The sequence below is a fragment of the Pseudomonadota bacterium genome (assembly GCA_034660915.1).
GTDB lineage: Bacteria > Desulfobacterota > Anaeroferrophillalia > Anaeroferrophillales > Anaeroferrophillaceae > DQWO01.
The window spans coordinates 1-19,156 of record JAYEKE010000036.1 but is presented as its reverse complement, the minus strand read 5'-3'; the positions used below and the strand labels follow the sequence as shown (position 1 = coordinate 19,156).

18 protein-coding genes are annotated in these 19,156 nt (G+C 48.2%); 1 reads left to right on the top strand and 17 read right to left on the bottom strand.

Features of this window, described 5'->3' with window-relative positions; genetic code table 11:
- The first annotated feature begins 110 nt into the window (after nt 1-110).
- Entirely contained in the window at nt 111-485 is a 375-nt protein-coding gene (locus tag U9P07_02080; GenBank protein ID MEA2108194.1) for a PIN domain-containing protein, read from the top strand.
- A 46-nt stretch (nt 486-531) separates the two neighbouring features.
- Here U9P07_02080 and U9P07_02075 read toward each other — a convergent pair whose 3' ends face one another.
- From U9P07_02075 to U9P07_01995, 17 genes are all read right to left on the bottom strand, one after another.
- Complete coding sequence (locus U9P07_02075) at nt 532-936, bottom strand: DUF4143 domain-containing protein (protein MEA2108193.1); 405 nt, start codon at nt 934-936, stop codon at nt 532-534.
- A 19-nt stretch (nt 937-955) separates the two neighbouring features.
- On the bottom strand, nt 956-1,075 hold the full coding sequence (locus tag U9P07_02070) for an AAA family ATPase (GenBank protein ID MEA2108192.1): 120 nt from the start codon (nt 1,073-1,075) through the stop codon (nt 956-958).
- A 206-nt stretch (nt 1,076-1,281) separates the two neighbouring features.
- The gene (gene oah, locus U9P07_02065; GenBank protein MEA2108191.1) at nt 1,282-2,412 is read right to left on the bottom strand and encodes a 6-oxocyclohex-1-ene-1-carbonyl-CoA hydratase; all 1,131 of its coding nucleotides are present in this window, start codon (nt 2,410-2,412) and stop codon (nt 1,282-1,284) included.
- Between the two features lie 280 nt (nt 2,413-2,692).
- On the bottom strand, nt 2,693-3,799 hold the full coding sequence (gene had / locus U9P07_02060) for a 6-hydroxycyclohex-1-ene-1-carbonyl-CoA dehydrogenase (protein ID MEA2108190.1): 1,107 nt from the start codon (nt 3,797-3,799) through the stop codon (nt 2,693-2,695).
- Between the two features lie 114 nt (nt 3,800-3,913).
- Nucleotides 3,914-4,690 carry an enoyl-CoA hydratase/isomerase family protein gene (locus U9P07_02055; GenBank protein ID MEA2108189.1) on the bottom strand — a complete coding sequence of 259 codons (777 nt, stop codon included), beginning with the start codon at nt 4,688-4,690 and terminating at the stop codon, nt 3,914-3,916.
- A 339-nt stretch (nt 4,691-5,029) separates the two neighbouring features.
- Complete coding sequence (locus tag U9P07_02050) at nt 5,030-5,776, bottom strand: SDR family NAD(P)-dependent oxidoreductase (GenBank protein ID MEA2108188.1); 747 nt, start codon at nt 5,774-5,776, stop codon at nt 5,030-5,032.
- Between the two features lie 197 nt (nt 5,777-5,973).
- Entirely contained in the window at nt 5,974-7,167 is a 1,194-nt protein-coding gene (locus tag U9P07_02045; protein MEA2108187.1) for a thiolase family protein, read from the bottom strand.
- A gap of 34 nt (nt 7,168-7,201) precedes the next feature.
- On the bottom strand, nt 7,202-7,429 hold the full coding sequence (locus U9P07_02040) for a hypothetical protein (protein MEA2108186.1): 228 nt from the start codon (nt 7,427-7,429) through the stop codon (nt 7,202-7,204).
- Nucleotides 7,430-7,796: 367 nt separating this feature from the next.
- Nucleotides 7,797-9,206 carry a Mur ligase family protein gene (locus tag U9P07_02035; protein ID MEA2108185.1) on the bottom strand — a complete coding sequence of 470 codons (1,410 nt, stop codon included), beginning with the start codon at nt 9,204-9,206 and terminating at the stop codon, nt 7,797-7,799.
- Between the two features lie 94 nt (nt 9,207-9,300).
- Nucleotides 9,301-9,912, bottom strand: a complete 612-nt coding sequence (locus U9P07_02030; GenBank protein ID MEA2108184.1) for a 2Fe-2S iron-sulfur cluster-binding protein — start codon at nt 9,910-9,912, stop codon at nt 9,301-9,303.
- Nucleotides 9,905-11,836 (bottom strand): NADH-ubiquinone oxidoreductase-F iron-sulfur binding region domain-containing protein, encoded by a 1,932-nt coding sequence (locus U9P07_02025; GenBank protein ID MEA2108183.1) that lies wholly within the window; start codon nt 11,834-11,836, stop codon nt 9,905-9,907. The genes U9P07_02030 and U9P07_02025 overlap by 8 nt, the downstream gene beginning before the upstream one ends.
- A 153-nt stretch (nt 11,837-11,989) precedes the next feature.
- Nucleotides 11,990-12,442, bottom strand: coding sequence for an NAD(P)H-dependent oxidoreductase subunit E (locus U9P07_02020; GenBank protein ID MEA2108182.1), 453 nt, complete (start codon nt 12,440-12,442; stop codon nt 11,990-11,992).
- A gap of 217 nt (nt 12,443-12,659) precedes the next feature.
- Nucleotides 12,660-13,427, bottom strand: a complete 768-nt coding sequence (locus tag U9P07_02015; GenBank protein ID MEA2108181.1) for a hydrogenase iron-sulfur subunit — start codon at nt 13,425-13,427, stop codon at nt 12,660-12,662.
- A gap of 16 nt (nt 13,428-13,443) precedes the next feature.
- The gene (locus U9P07_02010) at nt 13,444-16,497 is read right to left on the bottom strand and encodes an FAD-dependent oxidoreductase (protein MEA2108180.1); all 3,054 of its coding nucleotides are present in this window, start codon (nt 16,495-16,497) and stop codon (nt 13,444-13,446) included.
- A gap of 205 nt (nt 16,498-16,702) precedes the next feature.
- Nucleotides 16,703-17,854 (bottom strand): (Fe-S)-binding protein, encoded by a 1,152-nt coding sequence (locus tag U9P07_02005; protein MEA2108179.1) that lies wholly within the window; start codon nt 17,852-17,854, stop codon nt 16,703-16,705.
- 215 nt (nt 17,855-18,069) lie between these two features.
- Nucleotides 18,070-18,615, bottom strand: a complete 546-nt coding sequence (locus tag U9P07_02000; GenBank protein ID MEA2108178.1) for a (4Fe-4S)-binding protein — start codon at nt 18,613-18,615, stop codon at nt 18,070-18,072.
- Between the two features lie 21 nt (nt 18,616-18,636).
- A partial coding sequence (locus U9P07_01995) for an aldehyde ferredoxin oxidoreductase C-terminal domain-containing protein (GenBank protein ID MEA2108177.1) occupies nt 18,637-19,156 on the bottom strand: 520 nt, incomplete at its 5' end.

Genomic DNA, 19,156 nt, shown 5'->3' with positions numbered 1-19,156 from the left:
TATTATCCCAAGTCGAAAACGGAGTAAATTGAAGCAGCTCACCAGACACAACTGTATCAATGGTGACCCTGAAGATATTGTTCATATTGACTGGTCAGATGAGGTTGGCATTGATCTACCTTGACACTCATGTAGTCGTATGGCTCTATGCCGGAGAGACTGAACGTCTTTCCGCTACTGGAAAAAAGCTGATTGAGGGCAATGATCTTCTGATCAGCCCGATAGTTTTGCTGGAGCTGCAATATCTGAGGGAAATTAAACGCCTTACCGTAGAGCCGTTTTTACTTTTTGAAAACCTTGCATCAACCATTGGTTTGAGAATCTGTGACACCTCATTTCTGCAAATTATCACCGAAGCCATTAACAAGAACTGGACACGTGATCCTTTTGACCGTATCATCGTTGCTGTGGCTACCGCAAATAACGCGTCTTTGCTAACCAAAGACGCTTCTATTCTGGCAAACTACCCAGATGCAATCTGGTAAAATACCGGAAAAGTCTTGATTAGAAAAAAGTGGAAAGTAGAAAATGTTATAAACAACCAAACGGTATACCGATAAGATTTTCGGCGTAGAGTGTTGGCCTTTCACTGCTATTGATAACTATACCGTAACGACACTTTCTCTCCTCAATAAAACCACGAATACCACGAAGTTCCCTGGCGGAGACTTTTTGACCGAATTTGATCTCAATCGGCAACAGACCAAACTCGCCCTCCAGGACCAGATCAACTTCCGCGCCACCACTGGTTCGATAATGAAAATAGTCATACGTAGCCCCAATCGAGTTAAGTCCGCGACACAGATCTTCGATGACCATTGATTCCCAGGAGTACCCGAATTTCGGATGACTCATGAGATCGTCTAAATTATTCAAGTGCAACATAAAATGAAGTAGTCCGGAATCTCTGATATGCCCTTTAGGGTGTTTGACAATCCGTTTAGCAGCGTTTTTTTCATAAGCCGGAATATGCCTCAGCCAGGGAGAAAGGAGCCAGCTCTAGAATTGCCACCCGACCAGCCAAACTTTCTGAAACTGATTTCAGCAGAGTCAGCGAACTCGATCCGGTGACCACAAAACGCCCGGATTAACTCCTTGCAGCATCAATCGCTACTCGCAAAGCGGGGAAGAGTTCCGGTAAAAGTTGACATTCGTCAATGGCAGTTTGTTGTGGATGTAGACGCAGGAAAAGGTTTCCCATTAAAAAGAGGGAGCTCCACCAGCATAACCGGTGGAGCTCCCGCTGGCTCACAATTATCCACTAAAAGTAACTGAGACCAACTACTTGTCAAGAGGTTTGCCGAAAATCTGCGCGTGCATCTCATCGCCGATCTCCTGCCCATCAGCCACCAGTTGCCGGTATTTAAGAAAATCAATGGTATCCTGACCGGTGATCTTCTTGGTGTTGAAGGCGTTAAAACCCATGTAAGCTTCGTAATTCATGTTCGCCGCCAGCCAATGACGGTTGGGCAACTTCATTTGATCCCAGAAGAATTTCTTCTTCGCCCGGATGCTGTCAATGGATTTCATCAGGCAGTGGGGCATCAGATTGGCAAATTTCCAGACAACATCGTTTACTGCCTGATCAAGCAGGGTAAAATCAATTTTGGCGTTTTTGACGTAATTACGGGCTTCCTTTGCCTCGGCTCCGGTTTTGAATTCACCATAAACGATTTCGCCATCCTCAATCCATTTATCGGTTATAACCTGGGGATTGCGCACCCATTTTTCACCATCACGGATCACCGGCACTGCCTTGGTAATGACGCCCAACTGCTTCATTTTGTAGGCACTCCACATTTCGCAGGAAACACAGTTCCACATGGCATTTTCCATCGACATATACCAGGGCAGGAAATCCGACGAGCCACCATCAGGAGCCGATCCATGTTTAGGCCCGGCCTGACCTAAAATCGCCAGATCCGAGCTGATGGCCAAATCGTTGGCCATACCAATTTCCTGACCACCGGCAACCCGCATGCCGTTTATCCGACAGATGGTCGGTTTTTTACAGTTCATGATAGCATCGACCATACCGATAAACAGATCCATATAATCGCCGTATTCCTGGGGCCGCATGGAATAGTATTCAGCATATTCTTTGGTATTTCCACCGGTACAGAAAGCCTTATCACCCACACCGGTAAAAACAGCGGCAACAATACTGGGATCGGAGGAAGCCTGCTGAAAACCGGCAATCACTCCCTTAACCATCTCTGTGGTATAGGAATTATACTGTTTGGGGTTATTGAGAATAATCCAGCCGGTATACAGGCCATCCACCACCTTACCATCAGGACCCTGCAGCGGTCTTTTTTCAAACATGGTACAGGGAGCTTCAGTGCCAAAATGGGCATCAAGCCACATACCATGGTCTTTTTTACCATTCTCTCTAGGAATCCAATCCAACATAACTTTTACCTCTCATATAACAGGGGTTATTTTTTAATGGCATTTACTTTCACCATTGGTTGTCCAGCTTTTTAAGGAACCTGCGGTCTTTCAATCTCTCTCAGACTCTAATGCGGGCTTGAGGCCCGCAACCAAAAATTTAATTAGTGCGCCCGCAAATAAGTGCTCTTATCAGAGTCTTGCATAAGTTTCTTCATCAGAACCTTTGCCTGACGGCAAAGAACCTGTGAAGCACTTAACATTTTCTTGTTTTTCAAACCAGAAAACAACCTGTAAGGCTCTAAAAATCCGGTTCCAGGATAATCCTTTTTGCCGGCGGCACGGCATGGGCCTCGGCAAAGGCTTCGGCAATGGTACTCATGGGCCTGGTCTGGACGAACTCTTCCATATTGATCCTGCCATTCAAGACCATATCCAGAACGATCGGATAATATTCAGGCAAACAGCCCCAGGTTCCGATAATCTCAGCATCAAAGGCCATCAATCTGCTGATGGAATATTCAACCTTGGCCATGCCAAAACCAACCACAATCAATTTTCCGGTAAAACCAAGCAGGCTTAAGGCGGTTTCCTGGCCAGGCTTTGTCCCTGACACTTCAAATATCTTCCAGCCAAAATTGGGCAGGTCATACTTCTTACAAAAACTCCTGAATTCTTTTGATATCGCCCGGGCATCTTTATCGGTAGCATTGATTACGGCATCAGCCCCAAATTTGAGCGCCCGTTTCAGTCCTTCCTGATTAATGTCTATACCAATAACCGTTCTTGCTCCCAATGCCTTAACAATCTGCCCCACATACTGACCAACACCACCACAAATGCCTATAACTATCACGTTATCTCCCGGCTGCAGATCCGCCCGTTTAGTTGCCTGATAAGGTGTAGTAGCGGCGTCGGCAACCACGGACAGATGAGATAAAGGGATATCTTTTCTATCTTTAATCTCACAGAGATCGATGCTGGGAACCGGTATATGGCTGGAAAAACCACCATAGATCCCAAGACTGTTGCCCGGCATTTTCTGATCAAGACAGCGGTTACCTCGACCGGTTTTACACAATAAACACTTTCTGCAAGGCATCACCGCCGGGATGAGCACCTCTTTCCCGATCCATTTTTCATCTCCGGCAACCACGGTTCCGGAAATTTCATGGCCCAGGGTCAGTGGTGGTTTATTAACATTGGGAACCCCGTCATAAAAAAAGCCCAGGTCCGTATGACATACTCCACAACCTGCAACCTCCACCAGCACCTCATCTTCCTTCAATTCAGGGACGGGTATTTCAGTTTTTACCAGTTTTCCCGGAGTAACTTCACCGGTTTCTCTATCTTTTGACGTTGGCTGAACCATCTGCCAGGTTTGGATCATTTTTGGTACATCAGGCATAAAGACCTCCTTATTATTGTTGGTTTTTGTGGTAGCTTAGATTGTATTTATATTACTATATGATGGGCAACCACAGGGGGTTGCCCCATGATTGGCAACCACAGGGGATTGCCCCTACTTGTTCTGCCATACCGGACTGCGCTTTTCCAGAAATGAACCGAGCCCCTCACGGGCATCAGCATTTTTCATGCAATCGTTGAGATACAAATCTTCAATATCATTCAGTGCGTCGACAAAAGGTCTACCAAGTCCTGCCCGAATAGCCTTCTTGGTAGAACGTAAGGCGGAACCACTCAGGGAAGTAAACCGTGTAACAAAAGAGGCTAGTTCCGCCTCAAGCTGCTCAACCGGCACCACTTTATTCACCAGACCACAGGCCAGAGCTTCCGGCGCCCGCATGGCTTCACCCCCAAGAATTACTTCATAAGCCTTCTTCGGACCGATAATGGCCGGCAAAGCGGCGGCGGCAATGGGCGGAAAAACCGCCAGTTTAATCTCCGGCTGACCAATTTTTATATTTTCCGCCGCCAGCACCATATCGCAGAACAGCACCACTTCACAACCACCACCCAGCACCGCGCCGCGCGCTACTGCCAGAGAAGGAATCTCCAGGCGATCCAGGCGGCGGAAAATACCATGAAAAACCTCGATCATGGTTTCCACCTTGTCATCGGTATGATCAGCCACATCGACACCAACGGAAAAGGCTTTTTCTCCGGCCGCTTGAATAACCAGCAGTTTAAGCTCCGGACCGGCAGCCAATACCTGGTCAAGGGCCTCATTCATCTCCCGCATGGTGGCGATATCCAGCCAGTTCAATGGTGGTCGATTGATAGTCAGATATGCCGCTCCATCTTTCACTTCGTAATTAATAAACTGATAATCTGCCATTTCTTTCTCCCGTCAAGTCAAATCTTAGCGATAATTCCGTATACCTTAACACCTTACACCTTGAACTATTTTTTGTAACTATTCAGCACATCCTTATGAAGTGCACTGCTGTAAGCAAAACCATGACTGTCCCCGAACTTTTACGGTTTAAAAGGGGACTAACCCCCAGGCTTTTGCGGCGCATACCGACATTGTTTCATAATCCGTAAACATCTGGGACAGCCCCCGGTGAAGCTGGGGACAGTCCCGAGTTTACTTAAACCGTATACCCTAAACCGTATACCCTAAACCGTACACCTTAAACCGTATACCCTAAACCGTACACCTTACACCGTTCCCTTAAATATACTGTCCGCCATCCACCTTGATCACCTCACCGGTAATATGTCCGGCGGCGTCAGAGGCCAGGAACGCTACCAGGTTCGACACATCTTCAGGTTTCCCGGCTTTTTTCAATACCCCTTCATTGATGGCAATCTGTTTGATATCATCAGGCATGGCCTCACCCATCTCGGTAAGAATAAAGCCGGGAGCTACCGAATTGCTGGTCACCTGATATTTCCCCAGATCCTTAGCGGCAGCTTTGGTCAAACCGATCACGCCACCCTTGGCGGCGGAATAGTTGGTCTGGCCGAATTTACCCCGTAGGCCGTTGATGGAAGTAATGGTGATAATCCGTCCGTATTTCTGTTCCCGAAAAATGGGGGCGGTTGTCCGAATAAAATTGAAGGTCCCGGTCAAATCCACATCAATTACCTTCTGCCACTGCTCCGGACTCATCTTCCAGATGGTACCATCCCAATTCATACCGGCACTGGTAACTATGATGTGTACCGTTCCCCAGGTTTCCTTGACCTTTGCCACCATTTTTTCGGCATCGGCAAAACTGGAAACATCCGCCTGAAATGCCAGGGCATCGCTGCCGGTGGCTTTAATGGCTGCCACCAATTCTTCAGCTTTTTCAGCGCTCTTATTGTAATTGACCGCTACCTTTGCCCCCTGGCGACCAAGAAGCCTGGCAATATCAGCCCCGATACCCCGGCTGCCGCCGGTAACAATCGCTACTTTTCCCGTCAAATCAATCATGACCTACCCCTCTTTTAACTTTAGCATTTGACCTCGAACCTTTGTGGTGGGACGCGCTAAAGCAATGTTCCCGATCGGCATTCCCCTCTCCTCTATTATCGGACTTTGCTTCGCCCTGCCTCGCATGGGGACAGCACTAAAGTACTGTCCCCGATCACGGTAACCTTGAGCCTTTAGCCTTTAGCCTTTAGCCTTTTTCATGATTCTCTCTTAATGATAACCGCCATGGTCGCCCCACCGCCACCGCAGATTGAAGCCACGCCCATTTCTTTATCCAGACGTTTCAAGGCGTGGTAAAGGGTGACGACAATCCGGGCGCCGCTGCAACCGGTGGGATGCCCCAGGGCGATGGCACCACCGTGAATGTTTAGACAATCCATATCCAGATTCAACATGGCCACGTTGGCAAGCACCTGGGAAGCAAAAGCTTCGTTAATTTCGAACAGATCGATATCTCCAACTTCCATGCCGGCCCTCTTAAGCACCTTAGGAACGGAAATCCCGGGTCCCTCACCCATGAACGTACCGTCAACGGCAGCCTGGGTAAAATCCACCACGGAAAACAGCGGTTTTACTCCTCTTTTCTCCGCTTCTTCCCGGGTCATGGCCACCAGCATCGCCGAACCATCGGTCAAACCACAGGCATTCCCGGCGGTTACTTTTCCATCCTTTTTGAAAGCCGTCCTTAATGTTGCCAGTTTTTCAACTGTAGTCTGGGCTTTAATGGATTCATCGGCAGCGAATTGATACTCAGGTTTTTTGCGGGTTGCCGGGATGGTTATCGGGGTAATTTCTTCAGCAAACCAGCCCTTGTCAACTGCCTGCTGAGCCCGCTGATGGGAATTGAAGGCGTAAAGATCCATATCCTCCCGTTTGATCCCATATTTATCCGCTACGTTCTCCGCCGTCATCCCCATACTAACCTTGGCGATGGGATCAAAGCTGTCGCCCCAACCATCTTCCAGCTTCCGGTCCCCCATTTTAAAACCGCCAAAACGGGCACCCTTCAACAGGTAGGGAATAGTACTCATGGATTCCATCCCGCCACACAAAACGATAGTATCCTGTTCCATCACAATCTGCTGAACGGCCATGGATATCGCCTTCATGCCGGCGGGACAGGCCTTATTGATCGTAACTCCGGGAAGATTCTGAGCACAACCAGCCTTCAGGGCCACCGTTCGCCCAGGATTGACATGGTTTCCGGCCTGGCGGCAATTACCAATGATCGCCTCATCAACTTCATCACCGTTTACATTGGCCCGTTTCAGTGCCTCACGAGCCGGGAATGACCCCAGATCATAGACAATCATATCTTTCAAGGTTCCACCGAAACTACCCATTGGGGTGCGAACAGCGCTGACAAAAACCACATCACTCATTTTACGCATTGAATTTCTCCTGAGACTAAAATTGGTTAAAATCTTATTGGCATTTCCGGCTGAAAATAACCTTCAAACCACTGATATCGCCCGTACTACAATGGGCACACTCCTGTTCCCCATCCGCCCCGGGCACATCATCGGCAACATCCAGCAGGCATACCTCATGCCCCATTTCCTCAAATGATTCCACCCCAAGGTTTAATCGCTCCCCGGCCGCACTGAATCTCCGGCACCAGCCTTCCGCAACCAATTGTTCTCCCCTCGTCATCTTAAAACTCCTAATGCGACGCACTACTGTGATAACAAGTGATATTTTCCAGAAATTGACCGGAACCAAAAGCACATTAACCAGTCATTAAAGAACATAAGAACCTGAAGAGGGAGGAGACAACTAAACTGATAGCTTGAAAAAGCAATAAACATGCCATTTGGCCACCCCGGATATCCTGAAAAATAGGTAGAAAAATAGGGGACAGACCACGGTTTTTGCATGGTTTACTTAACCTATATCAACATTTTTAATGTAAAAACCGTGGTCTGTCCCCTATTTTTATATTTTTCTATTTTTCGTAACGATCAATTTTCACCATCCGAGGTGAAATTCTGCTAAAGAAATTTCCCGAATTTAAAATTATTTATAGCTCCTGAATACGGTCAAATAATCCACCGAAGTCTCCGGTACTCATGATGGCAACCAATCGCAGTTCCTTTGACCGACTGGTAATCCGGGCAAAAATATCTTCCACATCCACAGCCGCCACAGCGGGAATTCCCCTGACGGATATGTCCGCGGCCAGCCGGGCTGTATCCAGCCGCTGATCCTCCCCGAGGGTCTCGCCACGGTAAACCGGAGCAATAATAACTTCATCAGCCGCCCTAAAGGCAGCAGCTAATTCATCCTGAAATAAAGCCTGACGGCTGGTTGCCGTACGCGGTTCAAAAACCGCAAGCAATTTCCGCTTGGGATAATGTTCCGCCAAAGCCTGCAGGGTTTTATCAATAGCCGTGGGATGATGGGCAAAATCACTGATGTAAATGGTCTTGGCACTGCGGGAAATAATTTCCTGACGCCGCTTTATTCCGGAGAATGTGGTTAAAGCTTTTTCAATCATCTCCCGAGCAACTCCCAGTTGTCGGGCCAGGAGATAGACGGCCAGCACATTTTCAGCGTTATGTCGACCGATGGTTGCCGTTGATAAGGTGAAAGACCGGTTATCATCCTCCCGAACAGTCAACCGGGAACCGGTTTCACCAGGCTCAAATCCAACCAGTTGATAATCAGCGGACGCTACGGTACCATAGGTAACCACCGGGCAGGGACTGTCTTGAAGCAATCTGGAAAGACGCCGGCTGTCGGCAGCGGCGATGATGATCCCATCCCTTGGCATCCCGGAAATTAATTGCTGAAATTCCGCCTCAATTTCCTTAATATCATGAAAGATATCAGCATGATCCATTTCCAGGCCGGTAAGCAGCAAATGACTTGGATGATAATGATGAAATTTCGCCCGGCGATCAAAAAATGCCGCGTTATATTCATCCCCTTCCAGGACAAACAAAGACTCTGAACCCAGCTGAAAGTTGGCGGAAAAATCATTGACCAGACCACCAATCAGAAAAGAAGGCTCCAGACCGGCTGCCTGCAAAACCCAGGCAGCCAGTGCCGAAGTGGTGGTTTTCCCATGAGTTCCGGCAACCACCACCCGGACAGACGCTTCCCGCAGAAATTCAGACCATAAAATTTCCGGCAGGGATCGGCAGTTCAAGCCTAAAGATAATGCCTTTTGTACTTCAGGATTTTCCCGGGCAGCGACGTTCCCGACCACCACCAGCTGCAAGTCAGATGTAATCCGTTCAGCCTCGTATCCAGCCATTATACCGATATGATGCTGCGCCAGAACCCCATTCATGGGCGGATAATTTCCCCTATCCGACCCACTTACCAGCCAACCCAGCTGCTGCAGCATGCAGGCCAGCGCGGCCATGGCTGTCCCGCAGATGCCGATCAGGTGAACCCTGCCCGGCGTTGTATTGTTTGATGTCATCCTGATATTTTCCATCGTACATCAAAAGGGTCACACCTGTTTAAGATGTGACCCTGGTTTTCTCCCCTATTCTTTCCCGGCTCCAATGACGATCTTATGAACCTGTTTTATCGGCAGCCGGTGGGGGAGAAGTCAGCGCCAGGGTTAACATGAAAGCTGCCTGCAGAGCCTCGGTTGGGCAGAGGGGAAAACATTCTTTACAGTCCCAGCACTCCTTAGCTGCTATTTCAGGGATGAAACAGATCTCCTTTTTGCCTCCCCTGTTAATAAAACCGACAGCATGTTTTTTCTTGACCTCAGCACAGTACCTGACACAAAGACCGCAATGGATGCAGAATGAGGCCTCTTTTTCATAACGGTCCCGGTCAGCCCCATATTCCCGGGCCAGATCCTGCAAAACAAAAGAGTCCGGGGCATGAGCCAGCAACAGTTCGAGAATCGTTTTCCTGATTCTCTCCACCTTCACCGTCCTGGTTCTTACCACCAGGCCATCTTCCACCGGGTAGACACAGGAAACAACCAGACTGGTTCGGCCGCGAACCTCCACTTCCACGGTACAGAGCCGACAGCCACCGAAAGGCTCCAGTTTTTCATGGTGGCAAAGTGTCGGAATCGAGATCCCCACGCTTTGGGCTGCCTCAAGAATGGTCATCCCTGTCGTTGTTTTAACTTCTTTTCCGTCAATTTCTAAAAGTATTTCACTCATCTTTTTTACTCTTTTTGGTTACTGTTCTCTTTTCTTCAGGAACAGGAGGCGGCACGGTGACACCGGAAATTTTGGTCACTGCGCCAAACTTTGAGGGGCAGACTTCGAAACAAGTTCCGCACTTGGTACATTTCTCCTGGTCGATGATATGAATCAGCTTTTTGCCGCCGATAATCGCCTCAGCCGGACAATTTTTAAGACAGCGTCCACAACCCTGGCACTTTTCCGGGTCGATATAATAGGCAATCAGCTCTTTGCAGGAGAGGGCCGGGCAGCGTTTCTCCTTGATATGAGCTTCATACTCATCCCGGAAATAGCGCAGGGTGCTCAAAAACGGGTTGGGGGCACTTTGACCCAGGGCACAGAGGGCAGCCTCCTTGGCAGTTTCAGAAAGCTCCTCCAGCAGTTCGATATCGCCCTCTTTCCCCCTACCTTCCGTAATGTTGGTAAGAATCTTGAGCATCTGCCGCAGGCCTTCGCGACAGGGAACACATTTGCCGCATGATTCATCGGCGAGAAAGGCCATGAAATACCTGGCAACGTCAACCATGCAGGTATCTTCATCCAAGACAATCATCCCGCCTGACCCCATCATGGAACCGGCCTTGGAGAGCTCATCAAAACCAACTTCCAGATCCAGCAACTCTTCGGGGATGCAACCACCGGAAGGCCCCCCGGTCTGTACGGCCTTGAACTTCTTACCACCGGGGATACCACCGCCGATCTTGAAAATAATATCCCTCAAAGTCATGCCCATGGGCACTTCCACCAGGCCGGTATTGACAATCTTGCCCACCAGGGAGAAAATCTTCGTCCCCTTGCTCCCCTCGGTGCCGAATTGGGTAAACCAGTCCGCTCCCTTACTGATAATCAGGGGAACATTAGCCCAGGTTTCAACATTGTTGAGCACACTGGGACGATTCCAGAGCCCTCTGATATTGGAACGAATATATTTAGGACGAGGTTCACCCACCCGTCCTTCCAATGCCGTCATCAGGGCGGTCGATTCACCACAGACAAAGGCCCCTGCTCCCTGGTGCACGATAACCTTGAAATTAAAACCCGAACCAAGGATATTTTCGCCAAGGAAACCCAGCTCCTCGGCCTGTTTGATGGCCAGCATCACATTTTCTACTGCCAGAGGATACTCTTGACGTACATAGATATACCCTTCACAGGCCCCGACGGCATAAGCGCCAATGGTCAATCCCTCAAGAATCGCATGAGGATTACCTTCGAGCAGGCTCCGGTCCATGTAGGCTCCGGGATCGCCTTCGTCAGCATTGACAATAACATATTTTATATCTCCGGGGGCGTTCCGGGAACCTTCCCACTTGATGCCGGCCGGGAAGCCGCCACCACCCCGACCCCTGAGATTGGAGTTTTTGACCTCTTCCAGGACCTCTTCAGCCGACATCCCGGTAAGCGCCTTGGCCAGGGCACCATAACCACCAATCGCCAGGTAGTCTTCGATACTCTTGGGATCAATGCTGCCATTGGAGCCAAAAACCAGCCGTTCCTGGTTTTTATAGAAAGGAATTTCATCTTCATGGACTATCTTTTCACCGCTGTCAGGATCATTGTAGAGCAGGCGGTCAACAATCTTTTTCTCCCTTACGGTTTCAGAAACAATTTCAGCCACATCACCTGGCTCAATCTGAAAATAGCAGATTCCCTCAGGGTTTTTGACGATAATCGGCCCCCGCTCGCAAAAACCATGACAGCCGGTTTTCCTGATCTCAACCTGACCCTGCAAACCCTGTTTTTCGATCTCCGCTTCGATCGCTTCAGCCACCCCGGCACTGCCGGAAGCCAGACAGGCGGAACCGGTACAAAGCGTAATACAAGGTTTATCGGGGTCTCTTTTTGACAGGATGCCCTGCCTGAATTCTTCCAATTCAGCGGGCGAATGTAATCGCGACATAACCTTATCCTAACGCGGGCGTTGCCCGCAAGTAAGTGCTCTTTTCAGAGCCTTGCATAAGTTTCTTCATCAGAACCTTTGCCTAACGGCAAAGAACCCGTGAAGCACTTAACATTTTCTTGTTTTTCAAACAAAAAAATAACCTGCAAGGCACTAATTGTAATTTTTTAATACGTCTGCGGTTTCGGCCGGCGTCATTTTACCATGCGTCTTTCCGTCAATTTCCATCACTGGTCCCAAAGCGCAGCAGCCGAGACAGTTAACCGTTTCCAGGCTGAAATTTAAATCCAGATCCGTCTCACCGGGTTCAATGCCGATCATATCCTCTACCATATCAAGAACACGCTGCGCCCCACGCACATGACAGGCAGTTCCCATACAAATATGAATTTCATGCCTTCCTTTAGGAACTAAACTGAAGGCTTTATAAAAAGTAGCAATATGCTGTATCTGGGTCATGGGAACCTGCAACTTCTGGCTTACCCTCTTTAATGCATCCATGGGGAGCCAATGATGTTCACTCTGAATTTCCAGCAACACCTGGATCAGTGAACTGGGTTCGCCATCATGCTTAGCAACAATCTGATCAATTCTTTCGTTATCCATAACTGCTGTCATAATCTTTTTCTTCCTATAATCCGTTGCCCTGGTATTACCTGAATTAAGCGATTAGCTTTTAGCAGTTAGCTATTAGCTCAATAATTACAAGATGTTTAATATCACCCACCTTCACCCGTTGGGTGTTGTTACTAATCAACGTAAAGCCCTGATTTTTAAAAGCTAATTGCTAATGGCTAACCGCTAATAGCTCAGCTTAGGTATACTAAGCTGGGAGATAACATTTCCCGCTTTCGTCGTACTTAATCAAGCCCTGTTTCGAGGAGTCACTGATATGTTTTGCCACTTCAGACGACTCGAGGTCCAGGATTTTGGAGATTTCACCAGTTGAAAGGGGGCTCTCATTAAGAAGCAACATCATTTCACTGATTGACAATTTTTCGTTAATCAGCTCATCAATCAGGCGGGTGGTATCGTCACTGGCGAAAAATTTGTCATATTCCGCTGCCGATTTTACCGGCACTCTCAGTCTTTCCCTCTCCACCAGTTTAATGTAGGGAACCAATTTTCTTACGGCTTCAAGTTTCAACTTCAAGGCTTCCGTATCCAGACCCTCAGCTTTACCAAGCGGGCCCAACTCCTTCACCTTTCTGGTAAAATCATCAGCAGTTTCAGCCAAAACAGCGCCATCACTGCTGGACATAAACTGGATTCTCAGCCTTTCCGGATTCAGGCCGATATGTTCCATGATCTTCTTGCAGATACGCACCGTACTCAAGGCATCAAAATTTCCGTGGGTCGTATAATTGCATTCACCCAGCTGGCAACCACCAACCAGCACCCCGTCTTCTCCATTCAGGAAAGCTTTGAGGATAAATTCCAGGTCAACCCTACCGGAACACATTACCCGAACAAATCTGATCTCACTTGCATATTGTAGTCTGGAAACTCCAGCCAGGTCAGCAGCCCCATATGCTCACCATTGGCACAGGAAACCGATTATATTTGGCTTGAATTCAAGGTTTGTATTCATTCGTTATCTCCCACGCTTAAACTGCTGCATCAATTTGTTGGATAATTTCTTCTTTCGTAACCGCCGCATCAATCTGGCTGATAAGCTCTTCATTGGTAAAGTGCTTTAAGACAATGGCATTTGTCGGGCACTTGGCATTGCAGAGACCATCACCTTTACAGAGAACCGGATTAACCCGGGCCTTCCTGCCTTTTGCCGTCGCCACAAATTCTATCGCTTCATAGGTACAGGCGGTAATACAGGCTCCACACGATATACAGTCGTCCTCTTTCACCTCGCAAACCGAACCTGAGGCGGTGACGGTTTCGTGTGAAAGCAAAGTTAAAACCCGACCGGCGGCACCATAAGCCTGGTTGATGGTTTCCTGTATATGTTTGGGGTAATGGGCCATTCCACAAAGATACACTCCATCGGCAGCAAATTCCACCGGTTTTAATTTGACATGGGCTTCTTTGAAAAAGCCATCCGGGCTCAAAGTTACCTTGAATAATCCGGCGATATCATTGGTGGTGGGGGAGGGAACAACCGCGGCGGCGAGAGAGACAATATCAACATCCAACTCAAGCCGCTTACCTAAAACAGGATCCGGAACACTCACTCTTAAAACTGATTTGCCACCCGCCTGTACCGCTTCAACGACAGGTTTATCTTCCGGCTCATAACGGATGAACTTTATATCTTTCTCGGCGGCTTCCCGGTAATAATCCTCTTTTAAACCATAGGTCCGCATATCCCGGAAAAGGATAGAGATGGACATATCTGGATTTATTTTTTTCAGTTTCAAGGCATTCTTGATGGCATGGCTGCAACAGACCCGGCTGCAGTAATTTCTGTCTTCATTCCGGCAGCCGACACATTGAATCATGACCAGGCTCTCGGCATTAACGATCCGCTCTTCCCCTTTGGCGATCTGTTCTCCCAGTTCAAGATGGGTGAGTACCTGATCATTTTCTCCATACAGGTATTCATCCGGTTGATAGACATCAGCTCCGGTAGCAATGACCGTTGCCCCGTGTTTTATTTCTTTAACCCAACCTTCAGTCTTTACGGTAGTGATAAAGTTCCCCACATAACCGGAAACATTGGTGATTTTCGCTTCATGGGATACATGGATCAAGGGGTTTTTATAAACCTCCCGGATCAGATCATAAAGATATGTCTGGACATCCATGCCTTCCAGGGTAGTAGGAATCCGGCGCGCCATGCCGCCTAAATCTTTATCCCTTTCCAGCAGCTGGACCTCATGGCCCTGATTGGCGATGGAGAGCGCACAGGTCATGCCGGCGATGCCGCCGCCGACCACCAGGGCCGTCTTGTCTACATCCAGGTCAAACTCCTGCAGCGGTTCCAGGTGGCTGGTCCGGGCTACTGACATCCGGATAATATCCTTAGCCTTCTGAGTGGCCTCATCTTTCTGTTTGGCATGAACCCAGGAGCAGTGTTCCCTGATATTGGCCATCTCACAGTAGTATTGATTAAGTCCCGCTTCCCGCAGGGTGTCCCGAAACAATGGTTCCAGGGTCCTGGGGGAGCAAGCGGCTATAACCACCCGGTTAAGCCCTTTTTCCCTGGCCACGTCGGTTATTTCCTGGGCTGAATTAGTCGCACAGGAAAAGAGCTGTTCCTGAGCGTAGACAACATTGGGCATACTCAAGGCATATTCAACTGCCGAAGGGACATTAACAACACTTGAGATATTAGCTCCACAATGGCAGACAAAGACGCCTATCTTAGGTTCCTCCCCGGAGACATCCCTTTCCGGGGGATAAATCCTTTCCCGGGCCAGTTTACCGCGCCGGTAGTCTAAAAGTTCACCACATTGGGTGCTGGCACCGCTGGCGCTAAAAACCGACTCGGGGATATCCGTCGGCCCTTGAAAGGCGCCGCTGACAAAAATCCCGGGGCGATTGGTTATTAAAGGATTAGCATGAATTTCCCGGTTGAACCCGTGCGCATTGAGCTCAATGCCGAACTTGTCCGCCAGTTCCTGAAACTCAGCCGGTGGATTCAAACCAACGGAAAGAACGACCAGGTCAAACTCTTCCTCTTTAACCCCATCATCAAAAGTGGAATACCTGATAACGACATTCTTGTTTTCGGGGTTTTCTCGCTCAATCGAGACATAACTTCTGATAAAATGAACCCCGGGAAGTTGTTCCGCTCGTTGGAAATAGCGCTCAAAATCCTTACCGAAGGAACGAATATCGTTATGGAATATGGTGCACTCGGTATCGGCATAGTGATCTTTGGTCAGGATTACCTGCTTCTGGGTATAGGTACAACACACCCCTGAGCAATAGCTGTTCTCACCCTCGGTAACCCGACGTGAGCCTACACATTGAATCCAGGCAATTTTTTCTGGATGCTTTTTATCGGAAGCCCGCAGGACCTGACCCTCGTAAGGACCAGTAGAGGACAGCAGCCGTTCATAATCCATACTGGTGACCACGTTCTGCAGCTTTCCGTAGCCATATTCGCCGTTGATACTGGGATCAAAGGGCTCGATGCCGCAGGAAAGTATTATCGCCCCGACATTGATGTCAACCTTCTCAGTCCTCTGATTAAAATCTATGGCGTCAGCCTGGCATACGCCTCGGCAGATATCACATTTTCCCTCTTGCAGGTAAAGACAACTTTCCTGATCAATATAGGCAACTAGGGGGATTGCCTGGGAGAAGTATACGTGGACAGCTTTATTCTCCGATATATCCTGATTAAAAGGATCAGGATATTCCACCGGACAGTACTTGACACAGGTTCCGCAACCGGTGCATTTATCCTCGATGATGTATCGGGGCTTCTTTTTCAGGGTTACGGTAAAGTCCCCTTCCTGCCCCTCCACAGCGCCAACTTCAGTAAAAGTCAGAACCTCAATATTCGGATGCCGGCCGACCTCGACCAGTTTAGGTGAGAGTATTCACATCGAGCAGTCATTGGTGGGAAAGGTCTTATCCAGTTGAGCCATATGACCACCGATACTCGGCCCTTTCTCAACCAGGTAGACCTTAAAACCGGCCGTAGCAAGATCAAGTGAAGCTTGAATCCCGCTGACCCCCCCACCAACAACCATCACGTCACCAAAACTACCTTGTTCGGGACTTTGGGAAGATTGTTGAATTATTTCAGTTGGCAATACTTCATTTCCCACGTTCTATCTCCTCATCATCATAATAATTGGATCGGAATTGGATTTAACCAGCAACGAGCAGCGCAAAATTTGCTTCGCCCTTTTCGAAGGGGACAGAGCTAAAGATCTGTCCCCAGCCTGTGGTTCACTAAAGTACCTCATTGATAATTTCGGTAATATCCTTAATTTCCAGCGCATCACCAGGTTCCAGGCTTAAACTGCTCTCCTCAAAGTTGGTGATGCAATAGGGACAGGATGTCGCCAGAACCCGGGCTCCTGTTTCCTGGGCTTGATCAACCCTCAAATCAGAAAACCTTTCACTCTTGGCTGTTTCCATCCATATGCGGCCACCACCACCGCCGCAACAAAAACTGTTCTGGCGCGAATCGGCCATCTCAACCAGCTCGAGACCGGGAATTTTTTTTAAAACCTCCCGGGGTTCATCATAAATATCGTTATGTCTCCCCAGGTAACAGGGATCATGGTAGGTGACTTTCTTTTTATACTCCCCGGTAAACTCAAGCCTGCCTGCAGCAATAAGTTCGGCTAAATATTGATTGATATGAACCACTTCGAAGTGCACCATAAATTCAGGATACTCATTTTTAAGCGTATGGTAGCAGTGGGGCGAAGATACGACTATTTTCTTCACCCCGTTATCGATAAAAGTTTTGATGTTTTCCGTTGCCAGACGTCTGAATACATCCTCATCACCGGTTTTGCGAATACTTTCCCCACAACAGCTTTCTTTGGATCCCAGGATGCCAAAATCGACCCCGGCTTTATGAAGAACATTAGCGGTGGCGACGGCTACTTTTTTCAATCTCGCGTCATAGCTTAAATAGCAGCCGACAAAATATAAAATTTCCATTCCCTCGGTAAATGACTTCACGGAATGATCTTTGGCCCAGTCAGCTCGTTTATTTCGATCTTCATTCAAGGGGTTACCATCACCGACGAGACTGCCGCTTATGGTCCGGACAGGTTTGACCGAAGTGGGAAAAACCTGGTAGGTGGTAGCAATCCGGCGCAGGGAAACCCCGAGTTCTATCTGGTTCACCTGCCTGGGGCATTGCTGAACACATCTCCCACAGGTGGTACAACGCCAGATGCTTTCACCTTCAATATCAGTCAGGCCAAAGGCGGCCTCGCGGATTATCTTACGCATACTGAAGGTTATGACCTTGTTCCAGGGGCAGACGGCATCACATTTCCCGCACTGATAGCAGAGTTTAAAGGTTTCTCCGCCAGCCTCTTTTATCTCATCAACAATTTCTATGAAGGGGGCTACAGTTTCCACTGTCTTTATCAATCCTTTTCTCAACTTTCTGATTTGGTCTAATCTAATCTGAGCTATTAGCTGTTAGCTCTCAGCATTTAGCTATATAAAATCAAGTCATTAGCTAAATAACTTAAAACACCAAACGGGTTAAAACTGTAAACAACAAAACATCTTGAATTCATTGAGCTAACAGCTAATGGCTAATTGCTTAATTTAGTCTAACTCTCCAACCCTCAGCCCTTCTGTGACATCCGGGCCAAAGTATCTCTCAGCTCCTGCAATCCAAATTTGCTGGCTAATGATTCCAGGCCGATTTCCAAATCCTCCGGCGTCTCCTCTACTTCAATTTCCTCTTCCCGCTCTTCGTAAATCAGGGCCTCAGCCAAGCACCATTGAACACATAAGGGGCCCCCTTCTTCACCTTCACACATATCGCATTTGAGTGGCAGACCGGAATCAGGTTCTTTGAACTCATCCCTGGAGGGACAGGAAGCCCGACAGAACGCGCATTCATCGTATTCTTTGCCGTCAATTATGTATTTGTCCCGGCCGGCACATTCGGCAACCGTATACTCCCCCGCATATACAGGAATATAGATGTCTCTCAGAGGATCGCGAATCACCCGAATCCGGGATCTGGCCGGGTTATTGCTGCTGTATTTAGGCTCGGCATGAAAGGCGGAGCAGATCACCTCACAGGCCCGACAACCATTACATTTATCAACATCAATTCTTATGGTTTTCACTATTTTTGTTTTCTTCTCACCGGTCACGGTCATCACCTCTCCTACACTCTATTTCTAGTCTTTATCCGCTGCAGCAGCCGGGGCATCTTCACTGTCGTTTAAGATTCCTCTGGCGACAAAGTCCTCACTGACGTAATCCAAACCCAGCTCATGCAAAGATTCTTTAGTGGGAATCCCATCGTTGTTCCAGCCCTTATATTTGTAGTATGCGTCCAAGAGATCCTTTTCAAGTTCGGGGAACCTTTTTTTCCAATGGTCCTCCGGTGGTTTCTCATCTTTTCTCCGCATGCCTCTGCTGATATTGATGGCTCTGACTAAAGTCCGGTATCTCTTGGTGGCTTTGGTCAGTTTCTCTTCATCCATCTCGATTCCGGCCCCGGCTGCAATGAATTTCGGGTAATTATGAATATGATACGGAGGTTTCAGATGAAATGCTGACAACCCCGCACACATTCCAAGAGCGTCATCAATGTAATGCATCCGTTCCTGCCAGTCAACAATATCACAAGCCATTTCAATAGTTGGATAATATGGATTTGAGTTTTCTCCTTTTATTTCCCAGTCGAGAAAATAT